The following is a 20,594-nucleotide window of genomic DNA, read 5'->3' on the forward strand; positions in this document are numbered from 1 at the left end:
TTCCATGAACAACGATCACGATTGGACGACGCTCGCCGGCGAGCTTGACGCGCGCGGCTGGGCGATCCTGCCTGGCCTGCTCGACACCGACAGCTGCGTGCGGATTGCCGCCGGCTATGACCAGCCGGCGCAGTTCCGCAGCCATGTGGTAATGGCGCGCCATGGCTTCGGGCGCGGCGAATATCGTTACTATCGCTATCCGCTGCCCGATCCGGTCGCCGGGCTGCGCTCGGCGCTCTATCCGCGCCTCGCGCCGATCGCCAATCGCTGGCACGAACGGCTCGGCCTGCCGACGCGCTTTCCCGCCGACCATACGGATTTCCTCGCACGGTGCCACGAAGCGGGTCAGACGCGGCCGACGCCATTGCTGCTGCGCTATGGGCCCGGCGACTATAATTGCCTGCATCAGGATCTGTATGGCGAGCACGTCTTCCCGCTCCAGGTCGCGATCCTGCTGTCGCGGCCGGGCGACGATTTCGCCGGCGGCGACTTCGTTCTGACCGAACAGCGGCCGCGTATGCAGTCGCGAGTCGAGGTGGTGCCGCTCGGCCAGGGCGATGCGGTGGTGTTCGCGGTCAACCATCGGCCGGTCGCGGGCACGCGGGGCGACTATCGCGTGGCGATGCGTCATGGCGTCAGCACGTTGCGGTCGGGACGGCGGCATACGCTGGGGATCATCTTCCACGACGCGGCTTAGTTGCAGCCTTGTGCCGGGGTCCATAGTGCCTCGATCTCGGGGCTGGAACCGCTTGCCTCGCGTTCGCCTCCCGGTGGACCCCGGCACAAGCCCGGGGTGACGGCGGAGACAAGGATGGCTTGTCCGCCACACCCCGGTTAGCGAATGCCCTCCGCCAACCTAACCATTTGTTCCTACGCGTGCGCCACGCTATCTCCTCCGACGATGCCTCATCTCTATCTCGTCGACGGCTCGGGCTATATCTTCCGCGCCTATCACCAGCTTCCTCCGCTGACGAACCGCCATGGCACGCCGGCGGGCGCGGTCTATGGCTATACCGCGATGCTGTGGAAGCTCGCCGATGCGCTCGACAAGGCGGAAGGGCCGACGCATCTGGCGGTCGTGCTCGACAAGGGCTCGCACACCTTCCGCAACGATCTCTACGACAAATACAAGGCGCAGCGCCCACCGCCGCCCGAAGATCTGATCCCGCAATTCCCGCTGATCCGCGAAGCGACCCGCGCCTTCTCCTTGCCGTGCATCGAGGAAGAGGGGTTCGAGGCCGACGACATCATCGCCACCTACACCTGCCGCGCGGTCGAGGCCGGGTGGGACGTGACCATCGTCAGTTCCGACAAGGACCTGATGCAGCTCATCCAGCCGGGCGTCGACATGCTCGACACGATGAAGAACGAACGCCGCGGCCCGGAATATGTCGAGACCAAGTTCGGCGTGCGCCCAGACCAATTGGGCGACGTGCTGGCGCTGATGGGCGATGCGGTCGACAACGTCCCCGGCGTGCCTGGCATCGGCGCCAAGACCGCGGCCAAGCTGATCGTCGAATTCGACAATCTCGACGCGGTGCTGGCCGCCGCACCGGGCATGAAGCCCAGCAAGATGCGCGACAACCTGATCGAGCATGAGGAAATGGCCCGGCTGTCGCGCAAGCTGGTCGCGCTGCACACCAATACCGCGGTGCCGCACACGCTGGACGAGCTCAAGCTCGAGGGCATCCCGCCCGAGCCGTTGCGCGCGTTCCTCGAGGATCAGGGATTCAAGACCTTGCTGTCGCGGATGGCGGCGCACGCGCCGGGCCGCGAGCAGCCCGATCCGGTCGCCGCGGCGGTCGCGACGGCCGGGCCGGTCACGCCCGATTTCATCGAGCTGCCGCCGGTCAATTGCGACGCTTATGAAACCGTGACGAGTATCGACCGGCTCGAGGCGTGGATCGCCGAAAGCCATGCCAGCGGCACGATCGCGATCGACACCGAAACCGATTCGCTCGACAGCATGGCGGCCAATCTGGTCGGCATCTGCCTCGCCACCGCGCCGGGACGCGCCTGCTACATCCCGATCGGACACAAGAGCAGCGACGACATGTTCGGCGAAGTCCCGCCGCAGCTGCCGCTGGCCGAGGTGGTGAGCCGCCTCAAGCCGCTGTTCACCGCGCCCGGCGTGCTCAAGATCGGGCACAATATCAAATACGACATCAACGTGCTGATCCGCCACGGCCTGCCGGTCTCGCCGATCGACGATACGATGGTGATGAGCTTCGACCTCGATGCCGGCCAGTCGCTCAGCGGCCACGGCATGGACGAGGTGGCGCATGCCGTGCTCGAACATAGCTGCATCAGCTTCAAGGACGTGACCGGCAGCGGCAAGAAAGCGATCAGCTTCGCCCAGGTGCCGCTCGACCAGGCGACGCGCTATGGCGGCGAGGATGCCGATGTGACCTGGCGGCTATGGACGCGGTTCAAGCCGCGACTGGCGTATGAAGGCGCGACGCGCGTGTACGAAATGGTCGATCGCCCGATCATCCCGGTCGTCGCCGCGATGGAGCGCGCCGGGATCAAGGTCGATCGCGACCAGCTCTCGCGCCTGTCGAGCCGCTTCGCGCAGGAAATGGCGCGGCTGGAGGAAGAGATCCAGGCCGAGGCCGGGCAGCCGTTCCAGATCGGATCGACCCAGCAGCTCGGCGCGATCCTGTTCGACAAGATGGGATTGAAGGGCGGCAAGAAAGGCAAGTCCGGCGCCTATTCGACCGACGTCACTGTGCTCGAGAAGATGAAGGCCGAGGGCGTGGCGATCGCCGGGCTGGTGCTCGACTGGCGCCAGCTGTCGAAGCTCAAATCGACCTATACCGACGCGCTGCAGCAGCAGATCGATCGCGACACCGGGCGCGTGCACACCAGCTATTCGCTGACCGGCGCGCAGACCGGGCGGCTGTCCTCGACCGACCCCAACCTCCAGAACATCCCGATCCGCACCGAGATCGGCCGGCAGATCCGCGACGCCTTCGTTGCGGAACCGGGCAACGTCATTCTGGCGGCCGACTATTCGCAGATCGAGCTCAGGCTGGCGGCGCACATGGCCGACGTGCCGCCGCTCCGCGATGCCTTCCTGCGCGGCGAGGACATTCACGCCGCGACCGCCAAGGAGCTGTTCGGCGAGGTCAATCGCGATACGCGCGGCCGCGCCAAGACGATCAATTTCGCCATCCTCTACGGCATTTCGCGCTGGGGCCTCGCCGCCCGGCTGGAGATCGACGCGGAGGAAGCGCAGGCGATGATCTCGCGCTATTTCGACCGCTTCCCCGGCATCTCCTCCTATATCAACGAGACGCTCGAGGGCGTGCGGCAAAAGGGCTATACCCAGACCCTGTTCGGCCGGAAAACCTGGTTCCCGCAGATCCGCGCGCCGATCCAGCACGTCCGCCAGGGGGCGGAGCGCGCCGCGATCAACGCGCCGATCCAGGGCACCAGCGCCGACATCATCAAGCGCGCGATGGCGCGGATGGGGCCGGCTTTGGCCGATGCCGGCCTGACCGGCACGAAGATGCTGCTCCAGGTCCATGACGAACTCGTGTTCGAAGTGCCCGAGAGCGAGGTCGAGGCGGCCAAGCCGGTGATCGAACGCGTCATGGCGACGGCGGCGGAGCCGGCCGTGCCGCTCAGCGTCCCGCTAGCGATCGAGATCGGCACCGGTACCAGTTGGGGCGCCGCGCATTGAAATTGTCCGCGACGCGTGTCGGCCTCTTCCTGGCAACTGCGGTGATCATTCCTTCCACGAACGCGCCTGCTGCCGGGACTCTCACGCTAGAGCAGATGCGGGCGCTGGCGCCGGCGGCGCTTGCCAAATATCTCTCGGTCACCTCTGCCGATGCGTTCGTCGAGTCGACGGTCTTCGACCGGACCGACGGTTCCCGTTACGCGCGCCGCAGCGTGACCTTGGCAAGCAGGCCGAGGTTTTCCGGATTCATGGGTATTTGCCAAGCGTCGACCGTATCGATTTCCTATCCCATACCCGTATCCGAGGCGGATGGATTCGCCGGGCCTGTTTCACCGGACGAGCCCGAAAAACGCGACGTCGGGCTGCGGTTTCGCATTGTCGGTGAGGTGCCAGGCGGGCAACCCGACGCCGCCGATACCGCGAGGTTCGACAAAGAATGCGAAGCGGCAGGGCCCGTGCTCGATCGCAAGAACGAACGCGGCGCGCGTTTCTTTCAGCTCTGGTATGGAACAGCGTCGGATATCGATTTCGCGGTGCGTGCCCTGCGTGTTGCGCAAGCGGAGGGCAAAACTTGGAAGCACGTACCGGAATGCACGCGTGACGTTTTTCTGGATGCCGATCCGATGTGCCGCAACCCGGTCAGTGCGCTGATGCGGCTGGACTGGCGACGTATCGAAGGGCTCAGCGTCGGCACCGACAAGCAATCCGCCACCACTCGGCATATCACATTCTATTTCCGGCGTGATCCCAATGAGACGCGCGGCGCCGACCACGTCCATGTCGAGATGGCCGTGGTCAAACAATATCGGGATCGGCCAGATATCGAATCGATCAGGCTGGCCGGGGTCACCTATGTCGACTGACGCTCGCGCCGCCGCGCCGGTCGTGCCCCCTACCGGCCCGGCCGACGACCTGGCCGTGCTGGCCAAGGGCGGGCGGACCAATATCGGCGGGTTCGCGCTGCGGCTGGTCGCACGCTTGCCGTTCCTGTTCGTCGCCGGACGGCTCTACGGACCCGATGCGGTCGGGCGGTTCGCGCTCGCACTGGTGGTGGTCGAACTCGCCGCGTTGATCGCGACGCTCGGGTTGAAGCGTGGGCTGGCCCAGGCGCTGGCCACCACCGAGCGCCCGCATCCGCATGTCGTGTGGGACGGGATGGCGGTGGCGATGCTCGCCTCGACCATTGCCGGCGCGGTGCTGATCGCCTTGCCGCGCGTGATGTACCCGCATGGCGAGATCACCCTGATCGAGCGGCTATTGCCGTGCATCATCGTCGCCAGCGCCTGGTCCGACGTCGCGCTCTCGGCTTTGGCCTATCGTCACAATATCAAGGCGAGCGTCACCGCGCGCGCGGTGGTCGAGCCGTGGACGATCTCGATCGCCGCACTAGGCTTCTACTTCGTCAATGCGCGCGACGGGCTGGTGCTCGCCTATATGCTGTCGATGGTGGCGGCGATGATCGCGTCGTTGATCCCGCTGATCCGCAGCTACGGCCTGCCGCATGGCTGGACGCCGCAAGTGGCGCGGGTGGCGACGCTGGCGCGGCGTAACGCGCCGCTGGCGGGCGCCGACGCGATCGAATGGGCGACGCGCAATGTCGACCGTTTCATCCTGGGGCTGCTGTTTCCACCGGCGATCGTCGGCATCTATTATATGGCGCAACAGGTCGCCTCGCTGCCGCAAAAGCTCAAGACCAGCTTCGACCCGATCCTCGGGCCGGTCATCGCCACCAGCCTGGCGCGCGACGACAAGGCGGCGATCGCCGACCAGGTGCGCCAGGTCGGTTTCTGGATCATGGCGTTGCAGGCATGCCTGGCGCTGATGGGGTCGATCCCGGGCGAGGCGGTGATGGGGCTGGTCGGCAAGCAATTCGTCGCCGGCACCGCCGCGCTTGCCTTCCTGTTATGGGCGGAAGTGTTCGCTTCGACCGGCGCGGTGTGCGAATCGGCGCTCGTCTATATCGCGCGGCATCGCAACCTGATGATCTCGATCGGCGTGCTGGTGCTTCAGATCGTGCTGAGCTTCACGCTGGTCGCGGTGATGCGCTCGATCGACTGGGACCATTCCGTGCTAGCGGAATTCGGCACGCGCGATTCGGTCCAGGGGGTGAGCGTCGCGATCGCCTTGCTCATCGCGCTGAGCGTCGGGTCGGTGATCAAGTCCAACTTCCTCGCCCGGCTGTTGAAGGCGCGCGTGGCGGGATGGCGCTGGTCGCTGCTCGGGACCGCGGCCGTCACCATCCTGGTCGGGACGGCGTTCACCTCGCTGCCCAAAAGCTACGAATGGGTCGAGCTCTCGCTCGGCGAGCCCGCGATCCTGGTGACCTATCTGTTCGTGCTGTGGAAATGGGCATTCCGCCCCGAGGATCGGGCGTTGTTCAAGAAACTGCCCGGGGCGGGTGCCTCGGCATCGGTTACCTGAGCAGCGATTTTAGAGTTAAATGCCGCCAAACTGAATCGTCACCCCGGCCTTGTGCCGGGGTCCAACTCTCCACCACGGAATCCAGCCGGTGTCGCACGTTGGATGCCGGAACAAGTCCGGCATGACGGTTAAAGCTGATCGCAAAACGATTTTGGGCGCGGTTTCGATTCAACGGAGCGTCGGGCCGGACACGCCGCGCTTGGGGGCTGCCGGCAAATCGGCGAACAGCTTGATCATGCCGGGGCTGCGCGCATCGCCATTGGCGTAATCGCGCGCCGATTTACCCGCCATGTAATCGCGCTTGTCGGGATCGGCGCCGCCCTCGATCAGGTCGCGCACCATCTGTTCGTCGCGGCGCAACACTGCCTTGATCAATGGGGTCTGGCCGCCGTCGCCGGCCAGATTGGGGTTGGCCTTGCCCTTGAGCAGGAGAGGGATCAGGTCACCATAACCGCGATCGACCGCGAGCAGGAGCGGGGTATCGCCCTGTCGGTTCTTGATATTGGGATTGGCGCCCTTGGCCAGCAGATAGGAGACGTACCGCGAATCGTCGCGACGCACGACGATGTGCAGCGCGCCTTCGCCGCTCGACGGGTCCTGGGTGTCGATGATCCGCGACCCCGGCTTGGCCAGGATCGATTCGACGTCGTTGCCCTTGTCGTTCTTGACCGCGTCGAGGAATTGATAGCCGGGCGAGCCGCTGGCGAGCTGCGCCGCGGCGGGAAGGGCGGTGACGGCCAGCGCGCCGGCAAGCGCGATGCGGGAGAGACGTGCGATCATGATGTAATGCCCTGCGCGAAAAGTCGGGATCAACTTGCGTAGCCGCCCGTAAAAGATCAAGGCTGGCGCTGCGATGAACCTGCGTTTGCTTCCGATTTCGCTGCTGTTGGCGCTCGCCGCCTGCTCGAACGCCGCCCCAGCCGACCCCCCGCTGGCGGGCGCCAAGATCGGCGGCCCGTTCCAGCTGATCGATCAGGACGGCCGGGCGATCACCGAGAAGGCGTTCGCGGGCAAATATCGCATCATGTATTTCGGATACACTTATTGCCCCGATGTCTGCCCGACCACGGCGCAGACGATCGGCGCGGCGATGCGGCTGCTCGACAAGAAAGATGCCGCGCTGTCGGCCAGGGTGGTGCCGGTGTTCGTGACGGTCGATCCCGATCGCGACACGCCGGCGGTGGTCAAGCAATTCGTCAGCGCTTTCTATCCGCGCTTCGTCGGCATGACCGGGAGCGCGGCGGCGATCGACACGATCAAGACCGAATATGGCGTGTTCTCGTCCAAGGGAAAGACCACGCCCAATGGCGGCTATCTGGTCGAACATTCCAACGCCGCCTATCTGATGGACAGCAGCGGCAAGCCGCTCGCCTTGCTGCCGACCGAGCAGGGCGCGCAGGCGACCGCCGATGAAATCAAGCGCTGGGTGAAGACCAACCCGTGACGACCGACAGATTCTGGGAAACCAAGACATTGGCCGAGCTCGATCGCGGCCAATGGGAGGCGTTGTGCGACGGCTGCGGCAAATGCTGCATCCACAAGCTCGAGGATGAGGAGACCGGCGAACTCCATCCGACCAATGTCGCGTGCCGGATGCTCGATCGCCGCGCCGGCCAGTGCAAGGATTACCGCAATCGCCGCGCCTATGTACCCGATTGCGTGCGGCTGACGGTCAAGAACGTCTATACCACCGACTGGCTGCCCTCGACCTGTGCCTATCGCCTGCGCGCCAATGGCGAGAAGCTGCCGGACTGGCATTATCTCGTCAGCGGCGATCGCGAGGCGGTGCATCGTGCCGGCGAATCGACCCGCGGCTGGACGGTCAGCGAGGACGATGCCGGCGAGCTCGAATTCCATCTGGTCGATCGCAAGCTGTGACCGGCGATCTCGACGTCGTCCGCCATGCCCGCGCCCGGCGGATGCGGTTGTCGGTCGATCCGACGAGCGGGCGCGTGCGGCTGACCATTCCCCCGCGCGCCTCGCTCAAACAGGCAATGGCCTGGGCCAATGACCATCGCGGCTGGATCGACGCGCAACGGGCGAAACTGCCCGAGGGGCGGCCGTTCTTGCAGGGGGCGGAGATCCCGATCGAGGGTGTTGAGGTGACCGTCGACTGGTCTCCTGACCGGTCGCGTACCGTCGCGCTGATCGACGGACGGCTGGTTTGCGGCGGGCCGATTGAAGGCCTGTCACGTAGGATCGAGGCCTGGCTCAAGCGTCGCGCGCTCGCCGTCCTGACCGAAGAAACCGCCGAATTCGCGGCCAAGGCTGGCGTCACCGTCAGCCGCGTTACCGTCGCCGACCCGAAAGGCCGCTGGGGCAGCTGCGCCTCGACCGGCGCGATCCGCTATAGCTGGCGGCTGATCTGCGCGCCGCCCTATGTCCGCCGCTCGACCGTCGCGCACGAAGTCGCGCATCGGCTGCATATGGACCATTCGCCGGCGTTCCACGCCGCCTACCGGCAATTGCTTGAGGCAGATCCCGCACCGGCGCGCGCCTGGTTACGGCGCCACGGCGCGACGCTTCACTGGGTCGGGCGGGGCGGCTGAACCTCACGCGGGCGATCGGCCGGGGCCGATCCGTTCGGAACGACACGTTTGGGCCGGTTCGGATCGGTGCCCGAGCCGCCGGTCATGCGATCGATCCATTTGCGGTCGAGCCGATCGTCGGGCCGTTGCGCACCATCGTCGGCGGCGTCGGGCGCAGTCTGCGGCGGGTCATTTTCACTCTGCGGCGGCTCGCCCACGTCACCCCCGCCGATTGGCGCATCGGGAGCGATCTGGTCGGGTGGAATGGGATTGCCGTCGGGGTCGACGAACAAGCCGTTGTCGGGCTGACCGAAGTCGCTTTCGTTGTCGAGCTGCCATTCGGGCAAGGTCACCTGGGTGTCGAACGCTTCGACCGGGCGGCCGGCGGTGGCGACCTTCATGAACGCCGCAAAGGCGCGCGCGGGCAAGGTGCCGCCCTGAAGGCCAGGAATAGACTTGGCGTCGTCGCGGCCCATCCACACGCCGGTCGTCAGGCCCGAGGAAAAGCCCAGGAACCAGCCGTCCTTGTTCGAGCTCGTCGTCCCGGTCTTGCCAGCGACCGGACGCCCGATCTGCGCCGCCTTGCCGGTGCCGGTGGCGACCGCGGTCTGCAACAGGTCGGTCATCTCGGCGGCGACATAGGGCGCGACCAGCACGTGGCTGCGGTCGACTTCGTGGTTGTAGATCGTCTCGCCCATCGAGGTGACCTTGGTGATCCCGTAGGGGGTCACCGCCACGCCCTTGTTGCCGACGCTGGCAAAGGCGCGGGTCATGTCGATCAGGCGGACGTCGTTCGATCCCAGCACCATCGACGGCACGGTCGAGATCGGGGTCGAGATGCCGAAGCGGCGCGCCATGTCGGCGACGGTCGAAAAGCCGACTTCCTGGCCGATCTTGGCCGCCACGGTGTTGACCGAATACGCAAACGCCGTGCGGATATCCATTTCGCCGGCATTGCGGCCCGACGAATTGCGCGGGCTCCAGCCGTTGATCGTCACCGGCTCATCGACCACGCGGTCGCTCGGCCGATGCCCCGCCTCCAGCGCCGCCAGATAGACGAACAATTTGAACGACGATCCCGGCTGGCGCAGCGCGGTCACGCCGCGATTATAGTTCGACGTGACATAATCCTTGCCGCCGACCATCGCGCGCACCGCGCCATCGCGATCGAGGCTGATCAGCGCGCCTTGCGCGTTGCCGGGGGCGTAGCCGGCGATCGCGGCATCGGCCGCTTTCTGCATGCGGATGTCGATCGTCGTCCACACTTCGAGCGGGCGCGTCGGCTCGTCGATCAGATTTTCGAGCTGGGGCAGCGCCCAGTCGGTGAAATAGCGCACACTGTTCTGATTGGGCTCGGGCGCGAGCTTGACCGTCTTGGGATCGACCGCGGCGGCTTCGGCGGCCGAGATCTTGCCGGTTTCCTTCATCAGGCCGATCACCACGCCGGCGCGGTCGACCGCGGCCTGGGCATCGGCGGTGGGCGAATAATGCGACGGCGCCTTGACCAATCCGGCGATGATCGCCGCTTCGCCCAGGGTCAATTGGCCGGCGCCATGGCCGAAGAATTTGCGGCTGGCGGCGTCGATGCCGTACGCGCCGCCGCCGAAATAGACCTTGTTGAGATAGAGTTCGAGCACCTGGTCCTTGGAGAATTTGCGCTCCAGCGCCAGTGCCAGCACCATCTCGCGCGCCTTGCGGCCGAACTTCTTGGTCGACGACAGGAAGATGTTGCGCGCCAGCTGCTGGGTGATCGTCGACCCGCCCTGGGTCCAATGCCCCTGTTGGACGCGCACCTGGAACGAACGAGCCACGCCGATCGGATCGACGCCCGGATGGTTGCGGAAGCGGCGATCCTCGACCGCGACCATCGCATCCTTCATCACTTGCGGGATCTGGGCGTAGGGCAGCCATTCGCCATAGCTCGGCCCCAGGCTGACGATCGGGGTGCCGTCATCGGCCAGCACCCGGATCATCTGGCCGTTGGGCGAGGATTTCAGCTCGTCGAAACTCGGCAGCTGCGATTCGGTCACATAGACGGTGACGACGAGCGCAATGATCCCGAGCAAGGCGGCGACGCCGGTAAGGCGCAGGCCCAGCACGAGCCAGCGGCGCCAGCGGGGGACAATTTTGGACGCCTTGGCCATCGTTATGGGCGAGGGCTTAGAGGGTTAACCGAGTGTCGACAAGCGCCGGTTCACGCGGTTCGCCGCGCCAATCAATCCGCACGCGGGCGGAAATCGAGGCTGATCGAGTTCATGCAATAGCGCAGGCCCGTCGGCGGCGGCCCGTCGGGGAAGACATGACCGAGATGGCTGTCGCACCGTGCGCAGCGCGTTTCGGTGCGCGTCATGCCATGGCTGACGTCGCTATGGTTGGTGACGTGATCCTCGGCGATCGGCTGGGTGAAGCTCGGCCAGCCCGACCCCGAATCATATTTGTCGGTGCTGTCGAACAGATCGAGCCCGCACGCCGCGCAGTCATAGATGCCATCCGCCTTGTTGTCGTTATAGATGCCGGCAAAGGCGCGTTCGGTCCCCGCCTCGCGCAGCACATGATATTGCTCGGGGGTCAGGCGCTTGCGCCATTCGGTTTCGGAGAGCGAGAGATGTTCCATGGACTGGAAGATCGTTACGCTGCGATCATGCGTCAAGCGGCTTGTGGTTGATCCGGGTTAGCCGGGCGGCGATTCCGGCGATCTGCGGCGCCAGCCGGACCGCCGCGGTCAGCGCGTTCGCCCAGGCGGGCCGCTCGGCGGCGGCGCGGATGCGGTTGGCGATGGCGAATGGCGTCGTCAGGTCGCGGGCGAGCCGCTGTTGATAGGCGATCGCGCCGGCCGGGCCATGGCGCAGATACTCGGACGCCGCCAGCGCACCGCTTTCGATCGCGATTCCCATGCCTTCGCCCGCCAGGCTGGGAATGCACGCCGCCTGATCGCCGAGCCGGAACAGCCCGGCCGTACCGTTCACTGCGCGCCAGCCATAAGGGACGTTGGCGACCGCATCGATCGACGCAGCGCTGGCGCGATGGGCCAGGCGCTCGCCCAGCCGCGGCGATTCGATCGCCAGCGCGGTGAGCAGTTGATCGGGCGATCCCGCCGCGCTCAGCCGCGACCGGTGCACCGCCATGCACAGATTGACCGTGCCGTCCTCCTGCCGTGCGATCCCGGCATAGCCGCGATCGAACAGATGCAGCTCGATCGTATCGCCAACCATCCGGTCGAGCGCGCCGCTCGGCCCCAGCCGGACGCGCAGGCCCAAAGTCGGGTCCTGGCCGCGCTCGGCACCACGTGCCAGCCCGCGCAAATCGTGCTTGCCCGTGGCGAGGAACAAGGCGTCGGCGGCGATTTCGCTGTCGTCGGCCAGACGCAGGTAATCTCCTTCGAGCGCACGTACCGCGACGCCGCGCTCGACCACCGCACCGGCGGTGATCGCATGATCGAGCAGTAAGGTATCGAGCCGCCGGCGCGACACCGCCAGCGCCGGGCGCGGCAACCATGCTTCGGCCTGACGCGCGCCGGCAAACAGCCGCAGTCGGCGGATCTCGTCGCGATTGAGCGCCTCGCGGCGGATGCCGAGCCGATCGAGTGCCTCGAGCGTCCGCCAGCTCAGGAAGCCGCCGCACAAGGCGTCGCCGGTCTCGGCGCCGCGCTCGACCAGCAGATGCGGCGCGCCGGCCCGCGCCAGCAGCAACGCCGCCACCGCGCCTGCCGGCCCGCCGCCGACGATCAGCGCAGGCGTTCGACGCACAGGCGAAAGGGGAAAGCGCGATAGACGCGCGCGTCGGCAATGCCGGCCTCGGCCAGGATCGGCGGCCATTCCGCGGGACGATAGGATCGCGCGATCGACAAGGTGCCGTCGAGCCGGACGATGCGGTGCCAGCCGAAGGTGCGGGCGAGGATCGGGAATCCCCAATGCGCGAAACCGTGGCGGTGGAGGTCGTTGACCAGCCATCCCATCCGCGCCTTGGCCTGCATGAAGCGCAGAAAAGCGACCAGCTGGTCGTGCGTCATGTGATGCGCGACCAGGCTGGAGATCACCATGTCCCAGCCCTGGCCGGCGAGGTCGGCATAATCGCCGGTGATCCAGCGGATCCTCGTGTCGGGCGCGCTATGCTGCCGCGCCGCCGCTTCGCTGCGCGGATTGAGGTCGACGCCGACCAGCTCGGCCGCGATCCCGCGCTTCGTTGCCCAGCGCGCGATCGTGCGCAGCATGTCGCCGTCGCCGAACCCGACATCGAGTAGTTTGAACGCCGTGCGGCCGTTCAGCACGCGCTCGATGAACGATAAGGTCGGTCGCGCCGCCATCGTCACGACATTGACCTTGGCGAGGTCGCCCACCACCGCGGCATAGGTCGCCGCGTCGAGATCATCGGCGTCCATCAGCTCATCGGCGATGGCGCGCTGCGTCAGGCTCACGCCGCGCTCCGGAACCCGAACCCTTCGGCCGCCAGCCCCGGCCCGAACGCCAGCGCGATGCCCTGGCCGATGCGCGGCCCCTTGAGCATCTTGCCCAGCGCGAACATCAGCGTCGCCGACGACATGTTGCCGTAATCGTGCAGCGTCTCGCGCGACGCCCATAAGGCACCTTGCGGCAGATGATAGGCGGTCTCGACCGCGTCGAGGATCGAGCGACCGCCGGCATGCACTGCCCAGCCGTCGATCGCCTCGACATCGCGTCCGCCCAAAGCGGCGGCGGCGAAGTCGGGATCGGCGAGTCCTTGCGCGATGCGTTGCGGGACCTCGCCCGACAAATGCATCTCGAATCCCTTGTCGGTGATGTCCCAGCGGATCAGTCGATCCGAATCGGGGAGTGTAGTGGCGAACGGCGCCTCGAGTTCGAAGCCGGCGGCATCGCTCGTCACCAGCGCGGCGCCCGCGCCGTCGCCGAACTGAAGCATCGCCAGCAGCTTTTCGATCTCGCCGGTATCCTGGAGGTGGAGCGAGCAGAGTTCGACGCATACCACCAGCACGCGCGCGCCCGGTTCGGACCGCACGATGTGCCGCGCGCTGCGCAACGCGGCGACAGCGGCGTAGCAGCCCATGAACCCGACCAGCAGCCGCTCGACCGACGGCGCCAGACCGAGCCGGCGCGCGACCACCTGATCGACGCCCGGCGCGACGAAGCCGGTGCAGCTCGCGACCACCAGATGCGTGATGCGGTCGATCTCGACTTGCTCGGCGAGCCGATCGATCGCTTCGAGGCTCAGCGTCGGCGCGGCCTCGGCATAGACCCGCATCCGGGCATCGGTGCCGGGCATGAAGCCGCCTTCGTAGAAGCCGCCGGGGCCGATCGGCGATCCACCATCGTCGGCGCGCGGCAGCACGGTCCAGCGATGCTCGATCCCCGACCGCGCGACCATCCGGCCGAACAATTTGGCCAGGCGCGGGTCGGCGATCTTGGGCTGAGCCCAACCGATGAACGCGCTATGCGCTTCATGGTCAGGCACCGCGGTACCGATTGCGTTGAGATAGACGTTGCCGGGCACGATTGGCGACCTTTCGGGGCAAGGGACACCGGGTTAGTGCCTCGTAACCTGTACGCCACATTAACAGATGCCGTGGAGTTTTGCTCCGCCTGCGCCGCGCCGCTATCAGGCTCGCATGAATCCGATCTACGCCGCCATGGGCACGACGATCTTCGAAGCGATGTCGGCGCGCGCGCGGGCGACCGGGGCGATCAACCTGGGCCAGGGGTTCCCCGAAGCGCAGGGGCCGGCCGATATCATCGACGCAGCGGCGAAAGCGCTGGTCGAGAAATCGAACCAATATCCGCCGATGATCGGCGTGCCCGAACTGCGCCAGGCAGTCGCCGCGCATTATGCCGAGCATCAGGGGCTCGATCTGTCGCCCGACGAGGTGGTGGTCACCTCAGGCGCGACCGAGGCGATCGCGGCATCGTTGCTCGCCCTGGTCTCGCCGGGTGACGAAGTGATCCTGTTTCAGCCGCTCTACGACGCCTATCTCCCGCTGGTCGAGCGCGCCGGGGGCGTGGCGAAGTTGGTCCGGCTGAGTCCGCCCGATTGGCGCGTGACCGCCGAGATGCTGGAAGCCGCGTGGTCGCCCAAGGCCCGGCTGCTGGTGCTCAACAGCCCGCTCAATCCTTCCGCGTCGATGATCGGCGCCGAGGAGCTGACGGTGATCGCGCGCTTCTGTATCGAGCGCGACCTGATCGCGATCTGCGATGAGGTGTGGGAAGAATTGGTGTTCGACGGCGCCCGCCACGTCCCGCTGATCGGCCAACCCGGCATGCGCGAGCGCACGGTCAAGATCGGCTCTGCGGGCAAGATGTTCGCGCTGACCGGGTGGAAGGTCGGCTGGATGTGCGCCGCGCCGGCCCTCGCGCGCGGTCTGGCCAAGGCGCACCAGTTCTTGACCTTCACCACGCCGCCTAACCTGCAATGGGCCGCGGCTTATGGGCTCGGCAAGGACAAGGCCTGGTTCGACAAGGAGCGCGCCGGCTTCCAGCGCTCGCGCGATCGGCTCGCGGCGGGATTGCGCGAGGCGGGCTATGTCACCTTGCCGTCGGCGGCGACCTATTTCATCTCGATCGACCTGACCGCCTCGGGCATCGCGCTCGACGACGTCACCTTCTGCAATCGCCTGCTCGACGAAGCGGGCGTCGCCGCGATCCCGGTCTCGGCCTTTTATGCCGAAGACCCGGTGACCAATGTGGTTCGGCTGTGCTTCGCCAAGAGTGACGCGACGCTCGACGCCGCGATCGAGCGGATGGCGGGGCTCCCGGAGACGCTTGGGCAAGAATAAGGCCCGCGGATCGCTCCGCAGGCCTCTTATCTTTACCAGGCCGTCGCAGCAAAGCCGCGACGTCGGACGGGCCGTGCGGCCCGTCGGCCGAGGCTTCGGCTTGTTCAGGGATTAGCTGACGCTAATCCCTGGCCTCAGCCATCATAATCCCCACCCAGATTCTGGTTGCGCGGCGGCGCGGCGGCGGTGAGGCGGAGCGCCTCGGCCGACTGCGACAGCGAGCCGATTTCGTCCGGCGTGTCGTCGTCGTCGACCTGGACCTTCTGCATGCCGCTGATCACCGCGTCCTGCAGATGATCGGGGCGCACCGTTTCCTCGGCGATTTCGCGCAAGGCCACGACCGGGTTTTTATCGCGGTCGCGATCGATGGTGAGGTCGGCGCCGCCCGAAATCTGGCGGGCGCGCTGGGCCGCGAACAGCACCAGATCGAAACGGTTCGAAACCTTGTCGACGCAATCTTCGACAGTGACGCGCGCCATGAAACGCTTTCCTTCAGCAAAACACCAAGATGGGAAGCCCTGGCGCTTAGGGCAATGGCGCGTGAAGAGTCAAGAAAATCGGGTTTTCCGCTTGTTGCCGTCGAGAACCGAGCCGCGCGCTTGCCCCGCGCGGCGTCGCGCTCCAATAGAGGCGCGATGGCCGGCGAACCCAGCTTCACGATCGACGGCGACACGCTCCGACTCATCACCGAGGGGCCCGAGCGGCTGACGGCATTGCTCGACCTGATCGACGGGGCCGAGCGATCGCTGCGGATCCTCTATTATATCTATGTCGACGACGATGCCGGGGCGAGGGTGCGCCAGGCACTGATCGAGGCGGCGGCGCGCGGGGTCGCGGTCAAGCTGATCGTCGATGGCCTGGGCAGCGAGCATGCCGAGAATCACCGCTTCTTCGATCCGCTCAAACATGCCGGGATCGACGTCTGCCGCTTCGTGCCGCGGCTCGGGCGGCGCTATCTGTTACGCAACCACCAGAAGCTCGCGCTCGCCGATGAGAGCCGGGTGATCATCGGCGGCTTCAACATCCAGGACAGCTATTTCGGCACCAACGAAGAGCAGGCGTGGCGCGATCTCGGCTTCTATATCGAGGGCCCCTCGGCTGCGCATTTGACAGGCTATTTCGATGCGCTCGATCGCTGGGCGAAGCACGATCAGGCGCCGCTCCGAACGCTGCGCACGTTGCTGGCGAAATGGAGCGAACCCGATGGCGGGACGCGCTGGCTGTTCGGCGGCCCGACGCGCAAGCCTTCGCCCTGGGCCAAGGCGATGCGCGCCGATCTCGAGCGCGCGATGCGGGTCGACCTGATCAGCGCCTATTTCGCGCCGAGCCCGGGAATGCTGCGCCGGCTCGACCGGATCGGCATGCGCGGCGTCGCGCGCGTCGTGCTGGCGTCGAAGAACGATCATGGCGCCGCGATCTGGGCGTCGCGCTTCACTTATGCGGGGCTGCTCAGGAAAGGCGTCGAGATCTACGAATATCAGCCGACCAAGCTCCACACCAAGCTCTTCGTGATCGACGACACTGTCTATATCGGCTCGGCCAATTACGATATTCGCAGCCTGTTCCTGAACCTCGAGCTGATGCTGCGCGTCGAGGACAAGGCGTTCGCCGCTCATGTCCGGGCCTATATCGATGGCGAGATCGCCGACTCGGAGCGGATCACGCCCGAGCTTTACCAGTCGCGCACCGGCTGGTGGACGCGGATCAAGCAGGCGGCGGCGTTCTTCGTCATGACCGTGCTCGACTACAACGTCACGCGGAGCCTCAATTTCGGACCCGAGCGGCGATTGCGGAAATAGGCGATATAATTTCGCCCTTTCCCGTCAGTCCTTCCAGGCGAAGAAATTGTGCGAGGGCGGGATGTTCCACCATTCGATCGAATAGTCGATCCGGTCCCAATGCGGTTCGAGGAAGTCGCGGACCTTGGGACGGAATTGATAGACCAGGAAGGCGCCGCCGGTCTTGAGCACGCGGTGCGTCGCGGCGGCGATGGCGGGGGCGACACCCTTGGGCAAGGTCGAGAAGGGCAGGCCCGACAGCACGTAATCGGCTTGTTCGAAACCATGTTCGGCGATGATCTTTTCGACGTCGGCGGCCGAACCATGCACCGGGATGAAGCGCGAATCGGTGAACTTGATCCGGAGATAGTCGATGAAATCCGGATTGGTATCGATCGCGATATAGGTGCCGTCAGCCGGCAGGCGGTCGAGAATCGCCTGGCTGAACGTACCGACGCCGGGGCCATATTCGACGAACAATTTGACCTTGGGCCAGTCGGGCACCTTGAGCATCGCGTTGATCTGCGCCTTGGACGAGGCGATGATCGAGCCGACCATCACGGGCCGTTTGAAGAACCCGCTGAGGAACATTGCCCAGGGAGAGGGGAGCTTGCGCGCGCGCGTCTCCGCATTGTCGAGAGCGAAGCGGGGCTGGGACATGAGATTCCTTGTAGCTGTGCGCCAAATCGTACGCGACCGGAAACCCCTGTCGCAAAGCTGTAACGCCTGATCAAGCCTTTAGGTGTCGGCGACGGGTTGCGTCGCCTCGCGCGCGGGTCCATCGGCAGCCTGATGACGACGTTCGCCCCCGGAACAATCGCGGTGATCTTCGTGTCCGAGGTCACCGGCGAGGATCCCGAAGGCTATGCCGCCGCGGCGGCCGAGGCCGACGCGCTGGCCGCCGCGCAGCCCGGTTATCGCGGCATCGACAGCGCACGCGGCACCGACGGGATCGGCATCACGGTCAGCTATTGGGCGGACGAGGCGGCAGCAATCGCCTGGCGCCAGCACGCGCGGCACAGCGAGATTCGCGACGCCGGACGCGGGCGCTGGTACCGATGGTATTCGCTCCACGTCGCCGAAGTCGGGCGCAGCTACGATTGGGAGAAGGAATGACGGCGAGGTTCGACCGGGACTTCGCCTTGTTGTTCACCGTGATGCTGACGATCGCGGCGGGGAACACCGCCTTGCAATCGGTCCTGCCCGCGATCGGGCGCTCGCTTCATGTCCGCGACAATGCGGTCGCCGCCGCTTTCTCCGTCTCGGCCTTGTTATGGGTAATCGCCGCACCGTTCTGGGCGAGCCGATCGGACCGGCGCGGGCGGCGGTCGATGATCCTGCTGGGGGTCGGCGGGTTCACCATCTCGCTGACCTTGTGCGGACTCTTCCTGGCGGCAGGGATCAATGGCTGGATCGGCGGCACCGCGGCGTTCATGCTCTTCATCGTCGGCCGGCTGATCTACGGCACATTCGGTGCGGCGGCGCCGCCAGCGGTGCAGGCGATCGTCGCCGGACGCACCACGCGCGAGGAGCGGACCAAGGCTCTGACCTTGCTCGGGTCGGCGTTCGGGCTCGGCACCATCCTGGGGCCGGCGATCGCGCCGTATCTGCTGCTCGGCAGTGTCGGTGGGGTGGAGATCGGCCTGTCCGGTCCGGCGTTCCTGTTCGCCTTGTTCGGAGCGGGGATGTTTCTCGCCGTGCTGCGCATGCTGCCCAACGATCGCAACGAAGCGGCGATGGACGATCCCGCCGCGCATGGCGCCGCCAATGCCTATCCCTCGATCGGCGGCCAGTCCTCGGGTGCGAGCATCACCGCCGCGACCGGACAGCATGTCGAGGAAGTCGGCTTCCTCGATCCGCGCGTCCGTGCCTGGATGATCGCCGGGCTGGTGTTCGGCCATGCCCAGGCGATGACGGGGCAGGCGATCGGCTTTCTGGTAATCGACCGTCTTCATTTGCCTCCGGCCGAGGCGCTGCAGCCGACCGGACTCGTGCTGATCATGGGCGCCGGTGCGGCGTTGCTCGTGCAATGGGGATTGATCCCGCTATTCAACCTGACGCCGCGCCTGATGATGCTGATCGGGCTCGCGATCGCGGCGGCGGGGTGCGCGCTGACCGGCCTCGCCACGTCGCTCTACGGCCTGGCGACCGCTTATGCCCTGGCGAGCATCGGCTTCGGCTTCACCCGCCCCGCCTTCACCGCCGGATCGTCGCTCGCGGTCGGATCGGCGGCGCAGGGCTCGGTCGCTGGCAAGGTCACCTCGATCAACGGCGCCAGTTTCGTGCTCGGACCGTCGATCGGGGTGGGGTTGTACGAGTTCTGGCACTCGCTGCCCTATCTGACCGCCGGCGCGGCGTGTTTGGCGCTGCTGGGATATTGCTGGATGGCGCTGAAGCCGTCTGTCCGGACCGCCTAGAGCATCGCACGGAAAAGTGGGTACCGGTTTTCTGCAAAAAGCGATGCGACAACAAATAACTAGAGCGGAGTGCGTGATTCAGAAATCACGCACTCCGCTCTAGTCGGGAATCGCCACTCCCGCGCGGCGCGCGGACAGGGTTGCGCCAACGGCATAGATCGCCAGCGCGACCCAGATCAGCGCAAATGCCGCCCACTGCCCCGGCACCAATATTTCGCCATAGACCGCGACCGCCAGGATCAACTGCAGCGTCGGCGCTATATATTGGATCAGCCCGAGATCGGTCAGCCGCACGCGCCGCGCCGCGGCGGCGAACAGGATCAGCGGCGTCGCCGTCAGCAGCCCCGAGGCGGGAAGCAGCGGCCAGGCCGGTCCGCCGGCGAGCGAGGTGCCGGCAAACAGCAGCCAGGCCAAGGAGGCCGGTGCCAGGATCGCGGTTTCGACCAGCAATCCGTCGATCGCGTCGACCGGAGTCACCTTGCGCACCAGTCCATATAGCCCGAACGAGAAGGCCAGGGTCAGCGGGATCACCGGCACGCCACCTTCTTCCCATGCCAGGAAAGCGACCCCGCACGCCGCCAGCCCTACCGCGACGATCTCAATCCGGCCGAGCCGCTCACGCAGCACGATTGTGCCGAGCAGCACATTGACCAATGGATTGATGAAATAGCCCAGGCTCGCCTGCGCGACCTGCTCGTTGTTGATCGCGACGATATAGACCAGCCAATTGACCCCGATCAGCAGCGACGAGGCGGTGAGCGCGAGGATCAGCTTGCGGGTCGCGACGATCTTGCGCAGCGCCGGCCCATGCCGCAGCGCCACCGCCAGCACGCCGAGCAGGAGCAGCGACCACAGGATGCGGTGCGCGAGGATATCGGGCGCAGGGAGCGGCTTGAGCAGTTTGAGGAAGGCAGGAAGCAGGCCCCAGGTCGCATAGGCCGCGACGCCGTACAGGATGCCGGGATTGACGCGACGGTTCATGCCGGCGCGTGTGGCCGATATGAT

General features: G+C 66.2%; 20 protein-coding genes. 11 read left to right on the forward strand and 9 right to left on the reverse strand.

What is annotated here, in order from left to right; all coding sequences use genetic code 11:
• Positions 1 to 4 precede the first annotated feature (4 nt).
• The 4 genes from AC1DSD_RS19615 to AC1DSD_RS19630 all read left to right on the forward strand — a co-directional run bounded on the left by AC1DSD_RS19615 (position 5) and on the right by AC1DSD_RS19630 (position 6,106).
• On the forward strand, positions 5 to 697 hold the full coding sequence (locus tag AC1DSD_RS19615; RefSeq protein ID WP_478032440.1) for a 2OG-Fe(II) oxygenase: 693 nt from the start codon (positions 5 to 7) through the stop codon (positions 695 to 697).
• A 204-nt stretch (positions 698 to 901) separates the two neighbouring features.
• Positions 902 to 3,685, forward strand: coding sequence for a DNA polymerase I (gene polA / locus AC1DSD_RS19620; protein WP_478032441.1), 2,784 nt, complete (start codon positions 902 to 904; stop codon positions 3,683 to 3,685).
• Positions 3,682 to 4,548: a hypothetical protein gene (locus AC1DSD_RS19625; protein ID WP_478032442.1), complete on the forward strand. Its 867-nt coding sequence runs from the start codon at positions 3,682 to 3,684 to the stop codon at positions 4,546 to 4,548. Before polA ends, AC1DSD_RS19625 begins: the two co-directional genes overlap by 4 nt.
• On the forward strand, positions 4,538 to 6,106 hold the full coding sequence (locus tag AC1DSD_RS19630) for a lipopolysaccharide biosynthesis protein (protein WP_478032443.1): 1,569 nt from the start codon (positions 4,538 to 4,540) through the stop codon (positions 6,104 to 6,106). Before AC1DSD_RS19625 ends, AC1DSD_RS19630 begins: the two co-directional genes overlap by 11 nt.
• A 168-nt stretch (positions 6,107 to 6,274) precedes the next feature.
• On the opposite strand, the gene AC1DSD_RS19635 is transcribed toward AC1DSD_RS19630, so the two are convergent.
• Positions 6,275 to 6,886: an ankyrin repeat domain-containing protein gene (locus tag AC1DSD_RS19635; RefSeq protein WP_478032444.1), complete on the reverse strand. Its 612-nt coding sequence runs from the start codon at positions 6,884 to 6,886 to the stop codon at positions 6,275 to 6,277.
• Between the two features lie 73 nt (positions 6,887 to 6,959).
• On the opposite strand from AC1DSD_RS19635, the gene AC1DSD_RS19640 reads away from it, so the two are divergent.
• Genes AC1DSD_RS19640 through AC1DSD_RS19650 form a run of 3 tightly spaced genes read left to right on the forward strand, consistent with a single transcriptional unit; the run spans position 6,960 to position 8,655 of the window.
• Entirely contained in the window at positions 6,960 to 7,550 is a 591-nt protein-coding gene (locus AC1DSD_RS19640; protein WP_478032445.1) for an SCO family protein, read from the forward strand.
• Positions 7,547 to 7,984 (forward strand): YcgN family cysteine cluster protein, encoded by a 438-nt coding sequence (locus AC1DSD_RS19645; RefSeq protein ID WP_066819991.1) that lies wholly within the window; start codon positions 7,547 to 7,549, stop codon positions 7,982 to 7,984. The genes AC1DSD_RS19640 and AC1DSD_RS19645 overlap by 4 nt, the downstream gene beginning before the upstream one ends.
• Positions 7,985 to 8,025: 41 nt before the next feature.
• Entirely contained in the window at positions 8,026 to 8,655 is a 630-nt protein-coding gene (locus AC1DSD_RS19650; RefSeq protein WP_478032548.1) for a M48 family metallopeptidase, read from the forward strand.
• Here AC1DSD_RS19650 and AC1DSD_RS19655 read toward each other — a convergent pair.
• From AC1DSD_RS19655 to AC1DSD_RS19675, 5 genes are all read right to left on the reverse strand, one after another.
• Complete coding sequence (locus AC1DSD_RS19655) at positions 8,631 to 10,778, reverse strand: transglycosylase domain-containing protein (protein ID WP_478032447.1); 2,148 nt, start codon at positions 10,776 to 10,778, stop codon at positions 8,631 to 8,633. The two genes, AC1DSD_RS19650 and AC1DSD_RS19655, sit on opposite strands and share 25 nt — an antisense overlap.
• Before the next feature lie 71 nt (positions 10,779 to 10,849).
• The gene (gene msrB, locus AC1DSD_RS19660; protein ID WP_478032449.1) at positions 10,850 to 11,248 is read right to left on the reverse strand and encodes a peptide-methionine (R)-S-oxide reductase MsrB; all 399 of its coding nucleotides are present in this window, start codon (positions 11,246 to 11,248) and stop codon (positions 10,850 to 10,852) included.
• A 25-nt stretch (positions 11,249 to 11,273) separates the two neighbouring features.
• Entirely contained in the window at positions 11,274 to 12,380 is a 1,107-nt protein-coding gene (locus AC1DSD_RS19665) for an NAD(P)/FAD-dependent oxidoreductase (RefSeq protein ID WP_478032450.1), read from the reverse strand.
• Entirely contained in the window at positions 12,359 to 13,048 is a 690-nt protein-coding gene (locus AC1DSD_RS19670) for a methyltransferase domain-containing protein (RefSeq protein ID WP_478032452.1), read from the reverse strand. Before AC1DSD_RS19670 ends, AC1DSD_RS19665 begins: the two co-directional genes overlap by 22 nt.
• Positions 13,045 to 14,118, reverse strand: a complete 1,074-nt coding sequence (locus tag AC1DSD_RS19675) for a type III polyketide synthase (protein ID WP_478032454.1) — start codon at positions 14,116 to 14,118, stop codon at positions 13,045 to 13,047. The genes AC1DSD_RS19670 and AC1DSD_RS19675 overlap by 4 nt, the downstream gene beginning before the upstream one ends.
• 115 nt (positions 14,119 to 14,233) lie before the next feature.
• Between AC1DSD_RS19675 and AC1DSD_RS19680 the strand changes: the two genes are divergently transcribed.
• A complete protein-coding gene (locus AC1DSD_RS19680; RefSeq protein WP_478032455.1) occupies positions 14,234 to 15,394 on the forward strand; it encodes an aminotransferase in 1,161 nt (386 codons plus the stop codon).
• 134 nt (positions 15,395 to 15,528) lie between these two features.
• Here the strand turns inward: AC1DSD_RS19680 and rpoZ are convergent, their stop codons facing one another.
• Entirely contained in the window at positions 15,529 to 15,873 is a 345-nt protein-coding gene (rpoZ, locus tag AC1DSD_RS19685) for a DNA-directed RNA polymerase subunit omega (RefSeq protein WP_066584135.1), read from the reverse strand.
• A 156-nt stretch (positions 15,874 to 16,029) separates the two neighbouring features.
• Here rpoZ and AC1DSD_RS19690 point away from each other — a divergent pair, with 156 nt between their 5' ends.
• Positions 16,030 to 17,193, forward strand: a complete 1,164-nt coding sequence (locus AC1DSD_RS19690) for a phospholipase D-like domain-containing protein (RefSeq protein ID WP_478032456.1) — start codon at positions 16,030 to 16,032, stop codon at positions 17,191 to 17,193.
• A 24-nt stretch (positions 17,194 to 17,217) separates the two neighbouring features.
• Here the strand turns inward: AC1DSD_RS19690 and AC1DSD_RS19695 are convergent, their stop codons facing one another.
• A complete protein-coding gene (locus AC1DSD_RS19695; RefSeq protein WP_478032458.1) occupies positions 17,218 to 17,832 on the reverse strand; it encodes a class I SAM-dependent methyltransferase in 615 nt (204 codons plus the stop codon).
• A 132-nt stretch (positions 17,833 to 17,964) separates the two neighbouring features.
• Between AC1DSD_RS19695 and AC1DSD_RS19700 the strand changes: the two genes are divergently transcribed.
• Both AC1DSD_RS19700 and AC1DSD_RS19705 read left to right on the forward strand, forming a co-directional pair.
• Positions 17,965 to 18,288, forward strand: coding sequence for an antibiotic biosynthesis monooxygenase family protein (locus tag AC1DSD_RS19700; RefSeq protein WP_478032459.1), 324 nt, complete (start codon positions 17,965 to 17,967; stop codon positions 18,286 to 18,288).
• Entirely contained in the window at positions 18,285 to 19,589 is a 1,305-nt protein-coding gene (locus tag AC1DSD_RS19705; protein ID WP_478032461.1) for an MFS transporter, read from the forward strand. The genes AC1DSD_RS19700 and AC1DSD_RS19705 overlap by 4 nt, the downstream gene beginning before the upstream one ends.
• A gap of 99 nt (positions 19,590 to 19,688) precedes the next feature.
• On the opposite strand, the gene rarD is transcribed toward AC1DSD_RS19705, so the two are convergent.
• The gene (gene rarD, locus AC1DSD_RS19710) at positions 19,689 to 20,570 is read right to left on the reverse strand and encodes an EamA family transporter RarD (protein WP_478032462.1); all 882 of its coding nucleotides are present in this window, start codon (positions 20,568 to 20,570) and stop codon (positions 19,689 to 19,691) included.
• Positions 20,571 to 20,594 lie beyond the last annotated feature (24 nt).

It is taken from the genome of Sphingomonas sp. P4_D12 (assembly GCF_056401895.1).